At 67.0% G+C, this 14914-nt stretch carries 12 protein-coding genes; 8 read left to right on the forward strand and 4 right to left on the reverse strand.

Going from position 1 to position 14914, the window contains the following annotated elements; genetic code table 11:
- Positions 1-80: 80 nt before the first annotated feature.
- Positions 81-866, reverse strand: a complete 786-nt coding sequence (locus FEI13_RS18080) for an SIMPL domain-containing protein (protein ID WP_138182900.1) — start codon at positions 864-866, stop codon at positions 81-83.
- 125 nt (positions 867-991) lie between these two features.
- Here FEI13_RS18080 and FEI13_RS18085 point away from each other — a divergent pair, with 125 nt between their 5' ends.
- Positions 992-2086, forward strand: coding sequence for an AI-2E family transporter (locus FEI13_RS18085; protein ID WP_138182901.1), 1095 nt, complete (start codon positions 992-994; stop codon positions 2084-2086).
- A gap of 58 nt (positions 2087-2144) precedes the next feature.
- Here FEI13_RS18085 and trxA read toward each other — a convergent pair whose 3' ends face one another.
- On the reverse strand, positions 2145-2468 hold the full coding sequence (gene trxA, locus FEI13_RS18090; protein ID WP_089847268.1) for a thioredoxin: 324 nt from the start codon (positions 2466-2468) through the stop codon (positions 2145-2147).
- A gap of 279 nt (positions 2469-2747) precedes the next feature.
- Here trxA and cysB point away from each other — a divergent pair, with 279 nt between their 5' ends.
- Complete coding sequence (gene cysB / locus FEI13_RS18095; RefSeq protein WP_138182902.1) at positions 2748-3719, forward strand: HTH-type transcriptional regulator CysB; 972 nt, start codon at positions 2748-2750, stop codon at positions 3717-3719.
- A gap of 124 nt (positions 3720-3843) precedes the next feature.
- On the opposite strand, the gene FEI13_RS18100 is transcribed toward cysB, so the two are convergent.
- Together FEI13_RS18100 and pabB are read right to left on the reverse strand one after the other, a co-directional pair.
- Complete coding sequence (locus FEI13_RS18100) at positions 3844-4590, reverse strand: phosphoadenylyl-sulfate reductase (RefSeq protein WP_138182903.1); 747 nt, start codon at positions 4588-4590, stop codon at positions 3844-3846.
- Between the two features lie 66 nt (positions 4591-4656).
- On the reverse strand, positions 4657-6078 hold the full coding sequence (gene pabB, locus FEI13_RS18105; RefSeq protein ID WP_138182904.1) for an aminodeoxychorismate synthase component I: 1422 nt from the start codon (positions 6076-6078) through the stop codon (positions 4657-4659).
- A 203-nt stretch (positions 6079-6281) separates the two neighbouring features.
- Here pabB and FEI13_RS18110 point away from each other — a divergent pair, with 203 nt between their 5' ends.
- The 6 genes from FEI13_RS18110 (at position 6282) to FEI13_RS18135 (ending at position 14683) form a co-directional block, all read left to right on the forward strand.
- Complete coding sequence (locus tag FEI13_RS18110; RefSeq protein WP_138182905.1) at positions 6282-6998, forward strand: GntR family transcriptional regulator; 717 nt, start codon at positions 6282-6284, stop codon at positions 6996-6998.
- A 29-nt stretch (positions 6999-7027) separates the two neighbouring features.
- The gene (prpB, locus tag FEI13_RS18115; RefSeq protein WP_138182906.1) at positions 7028-7933 is read left to right on the forward strand and encodes a methylisocitrate lyase; all 906 of its coding nucleotides are present in this window, start codon (positions 7028-7030) and stop codon (positions 7931-7933) included.
- 44 nt (positions 7934-7977) lie between these two features.
- Entirely contained in the window at positions 7978-9105 is a 1128-nt protein-coding gene (prpC, locus tag FEI13_RS18120) for a bifunctional 2-methylcitrate synthase/citrate synthase (protein ID WP_138182907.1), read from the forward strand.
- A gap of 72 nt (positions 9106-9177) precedes the next feature.
- Positions 9178-11805: a Fe/S-dependent 2-methylisocitrate dehydratase AcnD gene (gene acnD, locus FEI13_RS18125; RefSeq protein WP_138182908.1), complete on the forward strand. Its 2628-nt coding sequence runs from the start codon at positions 9178-9180 to the stop codon at positions 11803-11805.
- Between the two features lie 91 nt (positions 11806-11896).
- Positions 11897-13087: a 2-methylaconitate cis-trans isomerase PrpF gene (gene prpF, locus FEI13_RS18130; protein WP_138182909.1), complete on the forward strand. Its 1191-nt coding sequence runs from the start codon at positions 11897-11899 to the stop codon at positions 13085-13087.
- Between the two features lie 114 nt (positions 13088-13201).
- The gene (locus tag FEI13_RS18135) at positions 13202-14683 is read left to right on the forward strand and encodes a bifunctional 2-methylcitrate dehydratase/aconitate hydratase (protein ID WP_138182910.1); all 1482 of its coding nucleotides are present in this window, start codon (positions 13202-13204) and stop codon (positions 14681-14683) included.
- Positions 14684-14914 lie beyond the last annotated feature (231 nt).

The raw sequence follows: 14914 nt of genomic DNA on the forward strand, positions 1-14914 counted from the left end.
AGCTTCCAGCTTCCAGCTTCCAGCTTCCAGCTTCCAGCTTCCAGCTTCCAGCTTCCAGCTTCCAGCTTCCAGCTTCCGGCTTACGGCTTCGGTCCGATTTCCCAGCTGACGTTGACGCCGGCCTCGATGGTGATGGTGCCCGGGCGATACTCCGTCGGGGCGGCGCCCTCTGCGCGAGCATCGCTCATTGCCATCATCCGCGGCTGGAACACCGGCGCACGAGTCTCGCTGGCGGCGATCACCTCGCCCAGTTCGATGCCCAGCGTCTCGGCCATCAGCTCGGCCTTGTGACGCGCCTTCTCCAGCGCCTTGACCAGCGCCTCGTCGGTGGCGGCCTCGCGGTCGGACAGATCGTAGCGTATGCCGTCCAGGGCGTTGACGCCGGCCTCGGTCAGGGCGTCGAGCAGGCCCGGTAGCTGGGCGAGATCCTCGACCTCGATGCTCACGGGGCGCTGCAGGCGGGTGCGCACTCGCGGCTCCTGCGTGTCGTCGCCGTGCTGAGTGTCCGGCAGCCGCTGTGGCTGGACCTGCAGCGAGCCGGCAGTGATCGCCTCGCTGGCAAGCCCCTGAGCCTCCAGGCGCTGGATCAGCGCGGCGGCGCGCTCCTCGAGGCGCTGGCGCGCCTGGCGCAGGGCATCGGCGTCGGCCTCGTGCTCGGCCGTTTGCGCCACGGCCGGCGTGTGCTCCCAGAGGCGGGCCTCGAGGGTGGCGCGATCCGGCACGACCGCAAGCTCGGCCTGGGTCTGGATGTCCAGGCGGTGGGGCGTCTCCGCCGCCAGGGCGCTGGCCGTCAGCGGCGGCGCGAGCGACAGCAGGGCGGCCAGCGCCGGGAGGAACAGCGCTCGGGCAGGGCGCGGGAAGGTCATGACGTTCTCCTTGTCGTCGGTGGGATCCCTGGCTTCGAGGCTGCGGCGTGAGGATGGTTCCGCTCCTTGCAATTGCATCGTGCCCCGTCATCATGAGCAGACCATCGACGACCGCGAGACCGGGCATGCCCCCATCCCCCAAGAGCGAGCAGCAGAATATTCCCCTCAACCTGACCCTGGCGCTGGCCGCGCTGGTGGTGATCGTGGCCGGCATGCGGGCGGGGTCCAGCCTGCTGGTCCCGTTGCTGCTGTCGCTGTTCATCGCCGTGGTCTGTACGGCCCCGGTGCAGTGGCTCAATCGCCTCGGCCTGAGCCTGCGCCTGTCGGTATGGCTGACCCTGGTGGTGATCGGCGGTTTCCTCTCGCTGCTCGGCGTGCTGCTGGTCAACAGCTTCGGCACCTTCGTCGACGCGCTGCCGGGGATCGAGCAGAAGCTCTACCAGTACTACCTGGGGCTGCTCGATGGGCTGGCCGGGCTGGGCCTGGCCATCGACACCGACCGCCTGGCGGAGCTGCTGGACGCCGAGCAGTTCGGCAGCTGGATCCCGGCGCTGCTCGGCGAGGTGGGTAACCTGATGATGCAGAGCGTCATCGTGGCGCTGCTGGTCATTTTCCTGCTCTTCGAGACCCTCAACTTCCGCGACAAGATCTCCCGGGCCCTGGTCAACCCGGCGCCGAGCCTGCGGCGCTTCAGCGAGTTCAGCCACACCCTCAAGCGCTACCTGGCCGTGAAGACGCTGATCAGCCTGGCGACCGGCGCCCTCATCTGGCTGGCCTGCAAGCTGCTGGGCGTGGAATTCCCCCTGTTGTGGGCGGTGCTGGCCTTTGCCCTGAACTACATTCCCAACATCGGGTCGGCCATCGCCGCGGTGCCGCCGGTGCTGTTGCTGCTGGTCTCGCCCGAGGGTGGGCTGGTCGATGCCATGCTGCTCTCGGCGGCCTATCTGGGAGTGAACTTCGTGATGGGCAACATCCTCGAGCCGCGGGTGATGGGGCGCGCGCTGGGGCTCTCCACCTCGGTGGCCTTCCTGTCGCTGGTGGTCTGGGGATGGATCTTCGGTGCGGTGGGCATGCTGCTCTCGGTGGTGCTGACCATGACCCTGAAGATCGCCCTGGACAGCCATCCGCAGACGCGCTGGATCGCACACCTGCTGGGGCCAGCGGTCGGCTCGCCCCTCGATCAGGCCGACCGGCCGATCTCGAAGCGTGACGATGAGTAGCCCCAAAACGACATCGCCCCGGCCGTGGCCGGGGCGATGAGCGCTCGGGGACGCTCGATCAGGCGTTCTGGTCGATGAACTGGCTCAGCTGAGACTTGGACTGAGCGCCGACCAGAGACGCGACCTTGGTGCCAGACTTGAACAGCATCACGGTGGGCACGCCGCGCACGCCCTGCTCGGCGGCGATCTCCGGAGCGTCGTCCACGTTGATGCTGACGACCTTGAGGTTGCCATCGCGCTCCTCGGCAACCTCATCGACCACCGGCGCCATCACCTTGCAGGGACCACACCAGGGGGCCCAGAACTTCAGCAGGACCGGTGCGTCGGCCTTGAGGACTTCCTGCTCGAAGTTGGCATTGGTGACATCGACGTTGTTGGCCATGTGATTCTCCAGTTTTGTTGCGCTGCATCGAGCGGGTAAGAGGGCATGCGGGACATGCCCGGTCGGACGATGTTAGCGATCGTCCGGGGTGCTGGCAAATCCCCACTGCTGGTGCCAATGCCGGTCGGCGGTTGCATCGAGCCCCTCAGGTTATGCTATAAAGTGATTGTGGGTTATTTTTTTATGTCCTTAAAGTATTTTAAGGACGCCATGTCAGGCCGGCATCCACGGCATGCATGGGTCAGCACGCATAGACAGCACGCATAAGAGAGGGCGGCCATGAAGCTTCAGCAGCTGCGTTACATCTGGGAGGTGTCACGCCACAACCTCAACGTCTCGGCCACCGCCCAGAGCCTCTTCACCTCCCAGCCCGGCATCTCCAAGCAGATCCGCCTGCTCGAGGACGAGCTCGGCGTCGAGATCTTCGCCCGCAGCGGCAAGCACTTGACCCGCATCACACCGGCGGGGCAGGCGATCATCGAGCTGGCCGGGCAGGTGCTGAGGCTGGCCGAGAACATCAAGGACGTCGCCCAGGAGCACAGCGACGAGCGGCGCGGCAGCCTCTCCATCGCCACTACCCATACCCAGGCGCGCTATGCGCTGCCGCCGGTGATCCGCGACTTCACCCAGAAGTATCCCGACGTGGCGCTGCACATGCAGCAGGGCACCCCCAAGCAGATCGCCCAGATGGTCAGCGACGGCCAGGCCGACTTCGCCATCGCCACCGAGTCCCTCGAGCTCTTCAACGACCTGGTGCTGCTGCCCTGCTACCGCTGGAACCGCTGCGTGCTGGTGCCCACGGGCCATCCGCTGGCCGAGCTCGAGACCCTGACGCTGGAGGCGCTGGCCGACTATCCGCTGGTCACCTACGTGTTCGGCTTCACCGGGCGCTCCCAGCTCGACGATGCCTTCCGGGCGCGGGGCCTGTCGCCCAACGTGGTGCTCACCGCCGCCGATGCCGACGTGATCAAGACCTACGTGCGTCTCGGCATGGGGGTGGGGATCGTCGCGCACATGGCGGTGGATGCCGAGCACGACACCGACCTGGTGGCGCTGGAGGCCGACCACCTGTTCGAGAGCTCTACCACCAAGATCGGTATCCGTCGCGGCACCTTCATGCGCGGCTACATGTACGACTTCCTGGAGGGCTTCGCCGGCCACCTCGACCGGGACCTGGTGGACGCGGCGCTTGTGGCCGGACCTCGCCACGAGCAGGGGTTGTTCGACAATATCGAGCTGCCGATCCGCTGAGCCTTGCCGGCCTCGTCTGGCCGTCTCGCGCCCGACCTCCATCTCCGGCGTGTCGTGTCGACGAGCGTACACAGCGAAAGGGCGCCCCGCGGGGCGCCCTTCTCGATCGCGTAATGCTAGCGGCTCAGGCGCTCGACGAGGCCTGCGGCGTCAGGTTCACGGCATGCAGCCCGCACTCCTTGCCGCCCTGGTCCTCCCACCACCAGCGCCCTTCGCGCTCGTGCTGGCCCGGTAGGGTGGGGCGCGTGCAGGGCTCGCAGCCGATGCTCACATAGCCGCGCTCATGCAGGGCGTTGTAGGGCACATCGAACATGCGAATGTAGGTCCAGACGTCGTCGCTGGTCCAGCGGGCCAGCGGGTTGATCTTGAAGAGCGGGGCCTGCTCGCTGCCGAAGGCGCTGTCGCGCTCGGCGATCTGTAGGCTGGAACGGGTGCCGGGGCTCTGGTCGCGGCGCTGGCCGGAGACCCACACCGGCAGGCCCGCCAGGCGCCGGCGCAGGGGCGCCACCTTACGGATGCCGCAGCACTCCTGGTGGCCGTCGCGATAGAAGCTGAAGAGCCCCTTCTCGTGGACCAGGGCCTGGATGTCCTCGGTGTCGGGTACGCGCACGTCGATGGCGATGGCATAGTGATCGCGCACCCGCTCGATGAAGGCGTAGGTCTCGGCGTGCAGGCGGCCGGTGTCCAGCGAGAAGACCCTCACGTCCTCCTTCGGCGCCACCTTCAGGGCCAGGTCGATCAGCACCACGTCCTCGGCGCCGGAGAAGGAGATCGTCAGCTCGCCGAAGGCCCGGTAGGCGGCGTGCAGGATCTCCTTGGGCGTCTCCTGATCGTGCTCGAGTACGAAGCGGTTGGGGTCGAAGGCGGTCATGGCACTCTCTGCTGATGATAATGCCGCTACCCTAGCAGAGCCGTTGCGCCCTTCCCCAATACCGAATCATTGGATATCTATGTCTCTATCGACTAAGTGGAGGTCTTTTTTATTCCATTTGTCGTCGTTGGTCGGCGTCGCCAGGGCGTTCATCAGGTGGCGGATCTTGTCCAGGGTCTCGGCATATTCCTCGTCACCTTTTGAGTCGGCGACCAGGCCACCACCGCCCCACAGGTGCAGCCGACCCGCCTCGGCCACCACACTGCGGATGGCGATGGAGGTGTCCATCCGCCCGCGCACGTCGACATAGCCCAGGCTGCCGCAGTAGGCACTGCGCCGGCTGGGTTCCAGTTCGTCGATGATCTGCATGGCGCGCACCTTGGGGGCGCCGGTGATGGAGCCGCCGGGGAAGGCTGCCGCCAGCAGGTCCATGGGACGCTTGTCGGCCGCCAGCTCGCCGGTGATCACGCTGACGAGATGATGGACGTTGGCATAGCTCTCCAGGCCGCAGAGGGTCGGCACTCGGACGCTGCCGGGCCGGCAGACCCGCCCCAGGTCGTTGCGCAGCAGGTCGGTGATCATCACGTTCTCGGCGCGATCCTTGAGGCTCGCCTCGAGCTCGGCGGCCAGCCGCCGGTCCTCGGTGGGCGTAGCGCCGCGCGGCCGGGTGCCCTTGATCGGTCGGGTCTCGACGCGCCCGTCTCGGCACTCGAGAAAGCGCTCCGGTGAAAGCGAGAGGATCGCTCGCTCCCCCTCGGGGCCGGTCCAGGCTTGGTAGCCGGCATAGGGCGTCGGGGTGGCCTTACGCAGGCGGCGATAGGCGGCCCACAGGTCGCCCGCGTAGGGGGCGCTGAAGCGCTGGGCCAGGTTGATCTGGTAGCAGTCGCCGGCTCGGATGTAGGCCTGCACGGCGTGAAAGCGCGCCAGGTACTCCTCGCGGCTGAGCTCGGCGGCGAAGGGGGCCGTGAGGCGAAAGGCCTCTGCCGGACGCGCCGCGGCCGAAAGCCACGCAAGTACCTCATCCCGGCGCGCGGCGCTGCCCACCAGCCAGCTCTCCCGTCGATCGTGATCCTGGATCAGCGCCCAGTCATAGAGGCCGACCCGGCTGGCCGGCAGCGTGACGGCCGGGCGGGCCTGTCCCGCCACCGGTTCGAGCCGCTGCCCCAGGTCGTAGCTCCAGTAGCCGATCAGGCCGCCGAGAAACGGCAGGTCGCTCTCCGGCACCTCCCGAGACAGCCGGTCGAGCAGCGCCTGCTGGGCGGCGAAGGGGGAGAGGCCCGCCAGCGCAGGATCGCCGTGGACGCGACCAGCGCCGTCGACCTCGAGCAGGGCCAGCGGGTCGCAGCTGAGAATGTCGTAGCGCCCCCCGGGCGCCGTCGGCCGGCCGCTGTCGAGCAGCACTGCGCCGGGCCTGTCGCGCAGCACCGCGAAATAGCCGAGCGGGTCCTCGTGGTAGGGCAGCGGAGTGATCTCGAGCGGTGGTGTCATCAGGTCTCTTCCCCTAGCAGGGTGTCTATTCTAGGCATCGCGAACCGACTTGTCCCTTCCGGCGATCGCGTATTGTCGACACGCGCACCGCCATCGGCCATGTTGTCTACAACCAAAGGTGGAGGCTTTCTGCCGAGTGGCCGGTTGACCGTAGGAAAGGCAGTGGCTAAAGTTCTTCCATCATTTAATTGTCGACAATTGCCATGACCTCAGTCGCAACGGAACAGGCCGCTACCCCCGAAGTTCGCACCCTGGCGGAGCGGGTCTTCAATCAGCTGCAGGACGCCATCGTCCGGGGCGAGCTGGCGCCCGGCAGCAAGATCACCGAGCCCGGCCTCTCGCGCGCCTACGGCATCTCCCGCGGGCCATTGCGCGAGGCGATGCGCCGCCTGGAGTCGCACCGCTTGATCCAGCGGGTGCCCCACGTGGGGGCCCGGGTGGTCCAGCTCTCCATGAAGGAGCTGCTCGAGCTGTTCGACCTGCGCGAGGCCCTGGAAAGCATGGCCGCGCGGCTGGCCGCCGAGCACATGACGCCCGAGGAGATCGCCGGGCTGCGTGAGGTGCTCTCGGTGCACGAGCGCCAGGCCGACCTGCGCCGCGGCGAGGCCTACTATCAGCGCGAAGGCGACCTGGACTTCCACTACCAGATCGTGTTGGGCAGCCACAACAAGATGCTGATGGGCCTGCTCTGCGACGACCTCTACTACCTGGTGCGACTCTATCGTACCCAGTTCAGTGCCAGCGGCACGCGCCCGCAGCGTGCCTTCGTTGAACACCACCGCATCGTCGACGCCATCGAGGCGGGCGATGCCGAACTGGCGGAGCTGCTGATGCGCCGCCATGTCAGCGCCTCGCGAGCCAACGTCGTAGAGCGCTATGCGGCCACCCTCGAGCCGCAGGATAGCGAGACGTCTCGCTGAGGCGCTCGAACCACTAACGGAGACCCTCCATGACTCAAACGACGCCCGGCGCTCGCTTTCGCGCCTCCCTCGAGGCCAACCATCCGCTGCCCATCGTCGGCACCATCAATGCCTACACCGCCATGATGGCCCAGCGGGTCGGCCACCAGGCGATCTATCTCTCCGGTGGCGGGGTGGCCAACGCCTCCTACGGTCTGCCGGATCTCGGCATGACCACCATGAACGACGTGGTCGAGGATGCCCACCGTATCTGCGGCGCCACCGACCTGCCGCTGCTGGTGGACATCGACACCGGCTGGGGCGGCGCCTTCAACATCGCCCGCACCGTCAAGGAGATGCAGCGTGCCGGCGTGGCCGCCGTGCACCTCGAGGACCAGGTGGCGCAGAAGCGCTGCGGCCATCGCCCCAACAAGGCGATCGTCTCCCAGCAGGAGATGGTCGACCGCGTGAAGGCCGCCGCGGACGCGCGCCTCGATCCGGATTTCTACCTGATCGCGCGCACCGATGCCTTCCAGAAGGATGGTCTGGACGCGGCCATCGAGCGAGCCAACGCCTGCATCGAGGCGGGCGCCGATGCCATCTTCGCCGAGGCGGTGCACACCCTGGACGACTACAGGGCCTTCTGCGAACGCGTCGAGGCGCCGATTCTCGCCAACATCACCGAGTTTGGCGCCACGCCGCTGTTCTCCCAGCAGGAGCTCGGCGAGGTGGGCTGTCGCATGGTGCTCTACCCGCTGTCGGCCTTCCGCGCCATGAATGCCGCGGCCCTCAAGGTCTACCAGAGCATCCACGACACCGGCCACCAGCGCGACGTGGTGGAGCTGATGCAGACTCGCGACGAGCTCTACGACTTCCTCAACTATCACGATTTCGAGCAGAAGCTCGACGCCTTGTTTGCAGAGAACAGTAACGCGGAGCAGGGCAGCGACGCCTGACACGCCACGATATCGACAATAAACGACTCACGAGGAGACACGACATGGCAGATAAACCCAACAGCGGCGCCGGCCTGCGCGGCCAGAGTGCGGGCACCACGGCCCTGTGCACCGTCGGGCAGACCGGTTCCGGCCTGACCTATCGCGGCTTCGACATCAAGGAGCTGGCCGAGAAGGCGAAGTTCGAGGAAGTCGCCTACCTGCTGCTCAAGGGCAAGCTGCCCAACCAGGCCGAGCTCGACGCCTACATCACCAAGCTCAAGGGGCTGCGCGGCCTGCCCCAGGCGCTGAAGACCGTGCTCGAGCAGATCCCGGCCGACGCCCATCCCATGGACGTGATGCGCACCGGCGCCTCGATGTTGGGCAACCTCGAGACCGAGCAGAGCTTCGCTGAGCAGCAGGAAGTCTCCGACCGCCTGCTCGCCGCGCTGCCGTCGATCATCTGCTACTGGTACCGCTTCTCCCACGACGGCGTGCGCATCGAGACCGAGACCGACGACGCCTCGGTGGGCGGGCACTTCCTGCATCTGCTGCGCGACGAGCCGGCCTCCGAGCTGCACGCCCGGGTGATGAATGTCTCGCTGATCCTCTACGCCGAGCACGAGTTCAACGCCTCGACCTTCACCGCCCGCGTCTGCGCCTCGACGCTCTCCGACATGCACTCCTGCGTGACTGGGGCCATCGGTTCGCTGCGCGGCCCGCTGCACGGCGGCGCCAACGAGGCGGCCATGGCGATGATCGAGAACTGGCAGTCGCCGGACGAGGCCGAGCGCGAGATCATGGGCATGCTCGAGCGCAAGGATAAGATCATGGGCTTCGGCCATGCCATCTACCGCGATTCCGACCCGCGCAACGCCATCATCAAGCACTGGTCCCAGAAGCTTGCCGAAGACGTGGGAGACAGCGTGCTCTACCCGGTCTCCGAGCGCGTCGAGGCGGTCATGTGGCGCGAGAAGAAACTGTTCTGCAACGCCGACTTCTTCCATGCTAGCGCCTACCACTTCATGGACATCCCGACCAAGCTGTTCACGCCGATCTTCGTCTGCTCGCGCGTCACCGGCTGGTGTGCCCACGTCTTCGAGCAGCGCGCCAACAATCGCATCATCCGCCCGAGCGCCGACTACGTCGGCCCCGAGAAGAGCGAATGGGTGCCCATCGAGGAGCGTGACTGACCCAGCCCCTGGGGCGACCCCAGGCGGTCGCCCTGTGCCCCTTCAATTCTCGACGACTTTCCGGCGGACGCCATGAATACCGACTACCGCAAGCCTCTCCCCGGTACCGAGCTGGACTATTTCGACACCCGTGCGGCCGTCGACGACATCCAGCCCGGTGCCTACGATACCCTTCCCTACACCTCGCGGGTGCTGGCCGAGCAGCTGGTGCGCCGCTGCGAGCCTGAGCTCCTGACCGATGCGCTCACGCAGCTGATCGAGCGTCGGCGCGACCTGGACTTTCCCTGGTACCCGGCCCGCGTGGTGTGTCATGACATCCTCGGCCAGACGGCGCTCGTCGACCTCGCCGGCCTGCGTGACGCCATCGCCGAGCGGGGCGGTGACCCGGCCAAGGTCAATCCGGTGGTGCCGACCCAGCTGATCGTCGATCACTCCCTGGCCGTCGAGCATGCCGGCTTCGAGCAGGACGCCTTCGACAAGAACCGCGCCATCGAGGATCGGCGCAACGAGGATCGCTTCCACTTCATCGAGTGGACCAAGACGGCGTTCGAGAACGTCGACGTGATCCCCGCCGGCAACGGCATCATGCACCAGATCAATCTCGAGAAGATGTCGCCGGTGGTGCAGGCTCGCAACGGCGTCGCCTTCCCCGATACCTGCGTGGGGACCGACAGCCACACCCCGCATATCGACTGCCTGGGCGTGATCGCCCTCGGCGTGGGCGGCCTCGAGGCCGAAACCGTGATGCTCGGCCGGCCCTCCATGATGCGCCTGCCAGACATCGTCGGCGTAGAGCTGACCGGCAAGCGTCAGCCGGGCATCACCGCCACCGATATCGTCCTGGCCATCACCGAGTTCCTGCGCCAGGAACGGGTGGTCGGTGCCTATCTGGAGTTCTTCGGCGAGGGCGCCGCGAGCCTGACCATCGGCGACCGCGCCACCATCTCCAACATGACGCCGGAGTACGGGGCCTCCGCGGCGATGTTCTACATCGACGACCAGACCCTGGACTACCTCAAGATCACCGGTCGCGAGCCGGAGCAGGTCGAGCTGGTCGAGACCTACGCCAAGCAGACCGGCCTGTGGGCCGACAGCCTGACCGAGGCGCAGTACGAGCGGGTGCTGACCTTCGATCTCTCCACCGTGGAGCGCAACCTGGCCGGCCCGTCCAATCCGCACCGTCGCCTGCCCACCAGTGCCCTCGCCGAGCGTGGCATCGCCGTGAGTTCTTACATGGACAGCGACGAGGCCCAGGCGGAGGAGAAGGCGGGCAAGATGCCCGATGGCGCGGTGATCATTGCCGCCATTACCAGCTGCACCAACACCTCCAATCCGCGCAACGTCGTGGCCGCCGGCCTGCTGGCCAAGAAGGCCAACGACCTGGGCCTGGTGCGCAAGCCCTGGGTGAAGTCCTCCTTCGCGCCGGGTTCCAAGGTGGCGCGCCTTTACCTGGAGGAGGCCGGCCTGCTGCCGGAGCTCGAGAAGCTCGGCTTCGGCATCGTCGCCTACGCCTGCACCACCTGTAACGGCATGTCCGGCGCCCTGGACCCCGAGATCCAGCGGGAGATCATCGACCGCGATCTCTACTCCACGGCGGTGCTCTCCGGTAACCGCAATTTCGACGGTCGCATCCACCCCCACGCCAAGCAGGCCTTCTTGGCCTCGCCGCCGCTGGTGGTGGCCTACGCCATCGCGGGGTCCGTGCGTTTCGACATCGAGCAGGACGTGCTGGGCACCGACCAGCACGGCACCCCGATCACCCTGAAGGACCTCTGGCCCTCCGACGAGGAGATCGACGCCATCGTCGCCGAGTTCGTCAAGCCGGAGCAGTTCAAGCAGGTCTACATCCCGATGTTCGACCTGGACGCCGCGGAGAAGGCCGAGAGCCCGCTCTATGACTGGCGCCCGCAAAGCACCTACATCCGTCGCCCGCCCTACTGGGAAGGCAACATGGCGGCCGTGCGTGCCCTCAAGGGGATGCGCCCGCTGGCGATCCTGCCGGACAACATCACCACCGATCACCTGTCGCCGTCCAACGCCATCATGATGGACAGTGCGGCCGGCGAGTATCTGCACAAGATGGGCCTGCCGGAGGAGGACTTCAATTCCTACGCCACCCATCGCGGTGATCACCTCACCGCTCTGCGGGCGACGCTGGCCAACCCCAAGCTCTTCAACGAGATGGTGCGAGACGAGAACGGCGAGGCGCGCCAGGGGTCGCTGGCGCGTATCGAGCCGGAGGGCCAGGTGACGCGCATGTGGGAGGCCATCGAGACCTACATGGAGCGTGACCAGCCGCTGATCGTCATCGCCGGCGCCGATTACGGCCAGGGCTCGTCGCGTGACTGGGCCGCCAAGGGCGTGGCGCTGGCGGGGGTGGAGGCGATCGTCGCCGAGGGCTTCGAGCGCATCCACCGCACCAACCTGATCGGCATGGGCGTGATGCCCCTGCAGCTCGAGGAGGGCACCACCCGCCATACGCTGCAGCTCGACGGCACCGAGACCTACGACGTCGAGGGCGCCCCGTCGCCCCGCGCCACCCTCGAGCTGGTGATCCACCGCCAGACCGGCGAGATCGACCGGGTACCGGTGATCTGCCGCCTGGATACCGCCGAGGAGGTGACCGTCTACTCCGCCGGCGGCGTGCTGCAGCGTTTCGCCCAGGACTTCCTGGAGTCCGAGGTCGAGGCCGTCGGCTGAACCGGGCGATGACCGTCACCCCCTGACCCACCCATCGACCCGGCGCCGCCACGGCCCCGGGTCGATCTTTCTCGAGAAGGACGCGAATTCCATGGCACAGGTTCCACAACTCCGGGTGCCCGCCACCTACATGCGCGGCGGCACCAGCAAGGGCGTCTTCTTCCGCCGCGACGACTTGCCCGAGGCCGCCCGGGTGCCGGGTGAGGCCCGCGACCGCCTGCTGATGCGGGTGATCGGCAGCCCCGACCCCTACCAGAAGCAGATCGACGGCATGGGCGGGGCGACCTCCAGCACCAGCAAGACCGTTATCCTTTCGAAGAGCGAGAGCCCCGACCATGACGTCGACTACCTCTTCGGCCAGGTCGCCATCGACAAGGCCTTCGTCGACTGGAGCGGCAACTGCGGCAACCTCTCCGCGGCGGTGGGGCCCTTCGCCATCAGCAACGGCCTGATCGACGCGGCACGCATTCCCGAGAACGGTGAGGTCGAGGTACGCATCTGGCAGGCCAACATCGGCAAGACCATCGTCTCGCGGGTGCCGATCACCGGCGGGCAGGTGCAGGAGACTGGCGACTTCGCGCTTGACGGCGTGACCTTCCCGGCCGCCGAGGTGCCCGTGGCCTTCAAGGATCCCGCTGACGGCGAGGGGGCGATCTTCCCTACCGGCCAGCTGATCGATGACCTGGAGGTGCCGGCCGAGGTGGTGGAGGGGGGCATCCTCAAGGCCACCATGATCAACGCCGGTATCCCCACCGTGTTCGTCAACGCCGCCGATCTCGGCTACTCAGGGAGCGAGCTGCAGGAGGCGATCAACGGCGACCTCCGGGCGCTCGAGCGCTTCGAGACCATCCGCGCCCACGCCGCCCTGCGCATGGGGTTGATCAACGGCCTGAGTGAGGCCGCCAACCGTCAACACACCCCCAAGGTGGCCTTCGTAGCGCCGCCGGCGAGCTACACGGCCTCCAGCGGCAAGGCGGTCGAGGCCGATGAGATCGATCTGCGGGTGCGGGCACTCTCCATGGGCAAGCTGCACCACGCCATGATGGGTACCGCCGCGGTCGCCATCGCCTCGGCGGCGGCCATCGAGGGGACGCTGGTCAACCTGGCGGCCGGCGGCGGCAAGCGACATGCCGTCACCTTCGGCCACCCCTCCGGCACCCTGCGAGTCGGCGCGGAGGCGAGCCTGGTGGACGGCCGCTGGGTGATCGACGAGGCGGTGATGAGCCGCAGCGCTCGAGTGCTGATGGAAGGCTGGGTGCGCGTGCCCGGCGACAGCTTCTGAGTCGCCATCGCCCGATGCAATTCGCGCCTCGTGTCGGTGACACGGGGCGTTCTCTATAGTGAAGAGAACGGTAAAGAGAGACACCGACCGACTCGCGACAGCAGGAGGCACCCGATGAACACCGTGGAAACCAACGTGCGCCCGGAGTATGACGTCGAGCTGCAGACCCTTGCCGACTATGTCCTCGGGTTCACCATCGATAGCGACGAGGCGCTTCAGACGGCGCGCCACTGCCTGATGGACACCCTGGGCTGCGGACTGCTGGCACTGCGCTTTCCCGAGTGCACCAAGCACCTGGGGCCGCTCGTCGAGGGCACGGTGGTGCCTCACGGGGCGCGCGTGCCCGGCACCTCCTTCCGGCTGGATCCGGTGAAGGCGGCCTGGGACATCGGCGCCATCATCCGCTGGCTCGACTACAACGACACCTGGCTGGCTGCCGAGTGGGGCCACCCCTCCGATAACCTGGGGGGCATTCTGGCCGTGGCCGACCACCTCTCCCAGAAGCGCGTCGCCGATGGGAGCGCCCCGCTGACCATGCGCCAGGTGCTCGAGGCGATGATCATGGCCCACGAGATTCAAGGGGTACTAGCGCTGGACAACTCCTTCAACCGGGTCGGGCTCGATCACGTGGTGCTGGTCAAGGTGGCCTCCACCGCGGTGGTGACGAAGCTGATGGGGGCCGATCGCGAACGGCTGCTCGCGGCGCTCTCCCACGCCTTCGTTGACGGCCAGAGCCTGCGTACCTATCGGCATGCGCCGAACGCGGGCTCGCGCAAGAGCTGGGCCGCCGGGGATGCCACCTCCCGCGCCGTGCGCCTGGCCGATATCGCCATGCGCGGCGAGATGGGCATCCCGGGCGTGCTGACAGCGCCGCAGTGGGGCTTCTATGATGTGCTCTTCAGCCACACCAATCGCGACCTGGCCACCAAGCCGGAGGCGGAGCGCCGGTTCAGCTTTCAGCGCGAGCTCGGCAGCCACGTGATGGAGAACATCCTGTTCAAGATCGCCTTCCCGGCCGAGTTCCATGCCCAGACCGCCTGCGAGGCGGCGGTGAGCCTGCATCCGCAGGTGAAGGATCGGCTGGACGAGATCGAACGCATCGAGCTGACCACCCACGACTCGGCGATCCGCATCATCTCCAAGGAGGGCGACTTGGCCAATCCCGCCGATCGGGATCACTGCCTGCAATACATGACCGCCGTGCCGCTGATCTTCGGTGTCCTCACCGCCGAGCACTATGAGGACGCCTTCCACGCCGCCCACCCGCGGATCGACGAGCTGCGCGGGAAAATGGAGGTGGTCGAGGATCAGGCGTACTCGCGGGACTACTACGACCCTCAGAAGCGCGCCATCGCCAATGCCGTCCAGGTCTTCTTTAGCGACGGCACCGCCACGGAGAAGGTCGCGGTGGACTATCCCATCGGCCATCGCCGCCGGCGGGCGGAGGGCATTCCGCTGCTGGAAGAAAAGTTCGCACACAACCTGGGCACGCGCTTCCCGGCGGGTCGCTGCGCGCAGATCGTCGAGCTCTGCGGTGATCAGGAACGCCTTGAGCAGACCGCGGTGCACCGCTTCGTCGACTTGTTCGTGATCTGAGTTGGCTCTGCTTCGTTCGATACCCGGCGGCGCAGCATCGGGTGTCGAGGTGCGTCATCGTAGGGCGTTTCGAGACGGTCATGAAGAAACCTGCCGTGGCCCATGGCGCACCCGTCCGGAGTGGGCTATATTTTTTCTTTACCGAGGCCTTGCGCGGCCCCGGGGAAATCCGTAAAGTACGCATCCGCTGCCGGCAACGGGCAAACGTTGCAGGCGGTGTTGGTGGCAGAA

The organism is Halomonas urmiana (genome assembly GCF_005780185.1).
GTDB classification, from domain to species: domain Bacteria; phylum Pseudomonadota; class Gammaproteobacteria; order Pseudomonadales; family Halomonadaceae; genus Halomonas; species Halomonas urmiana.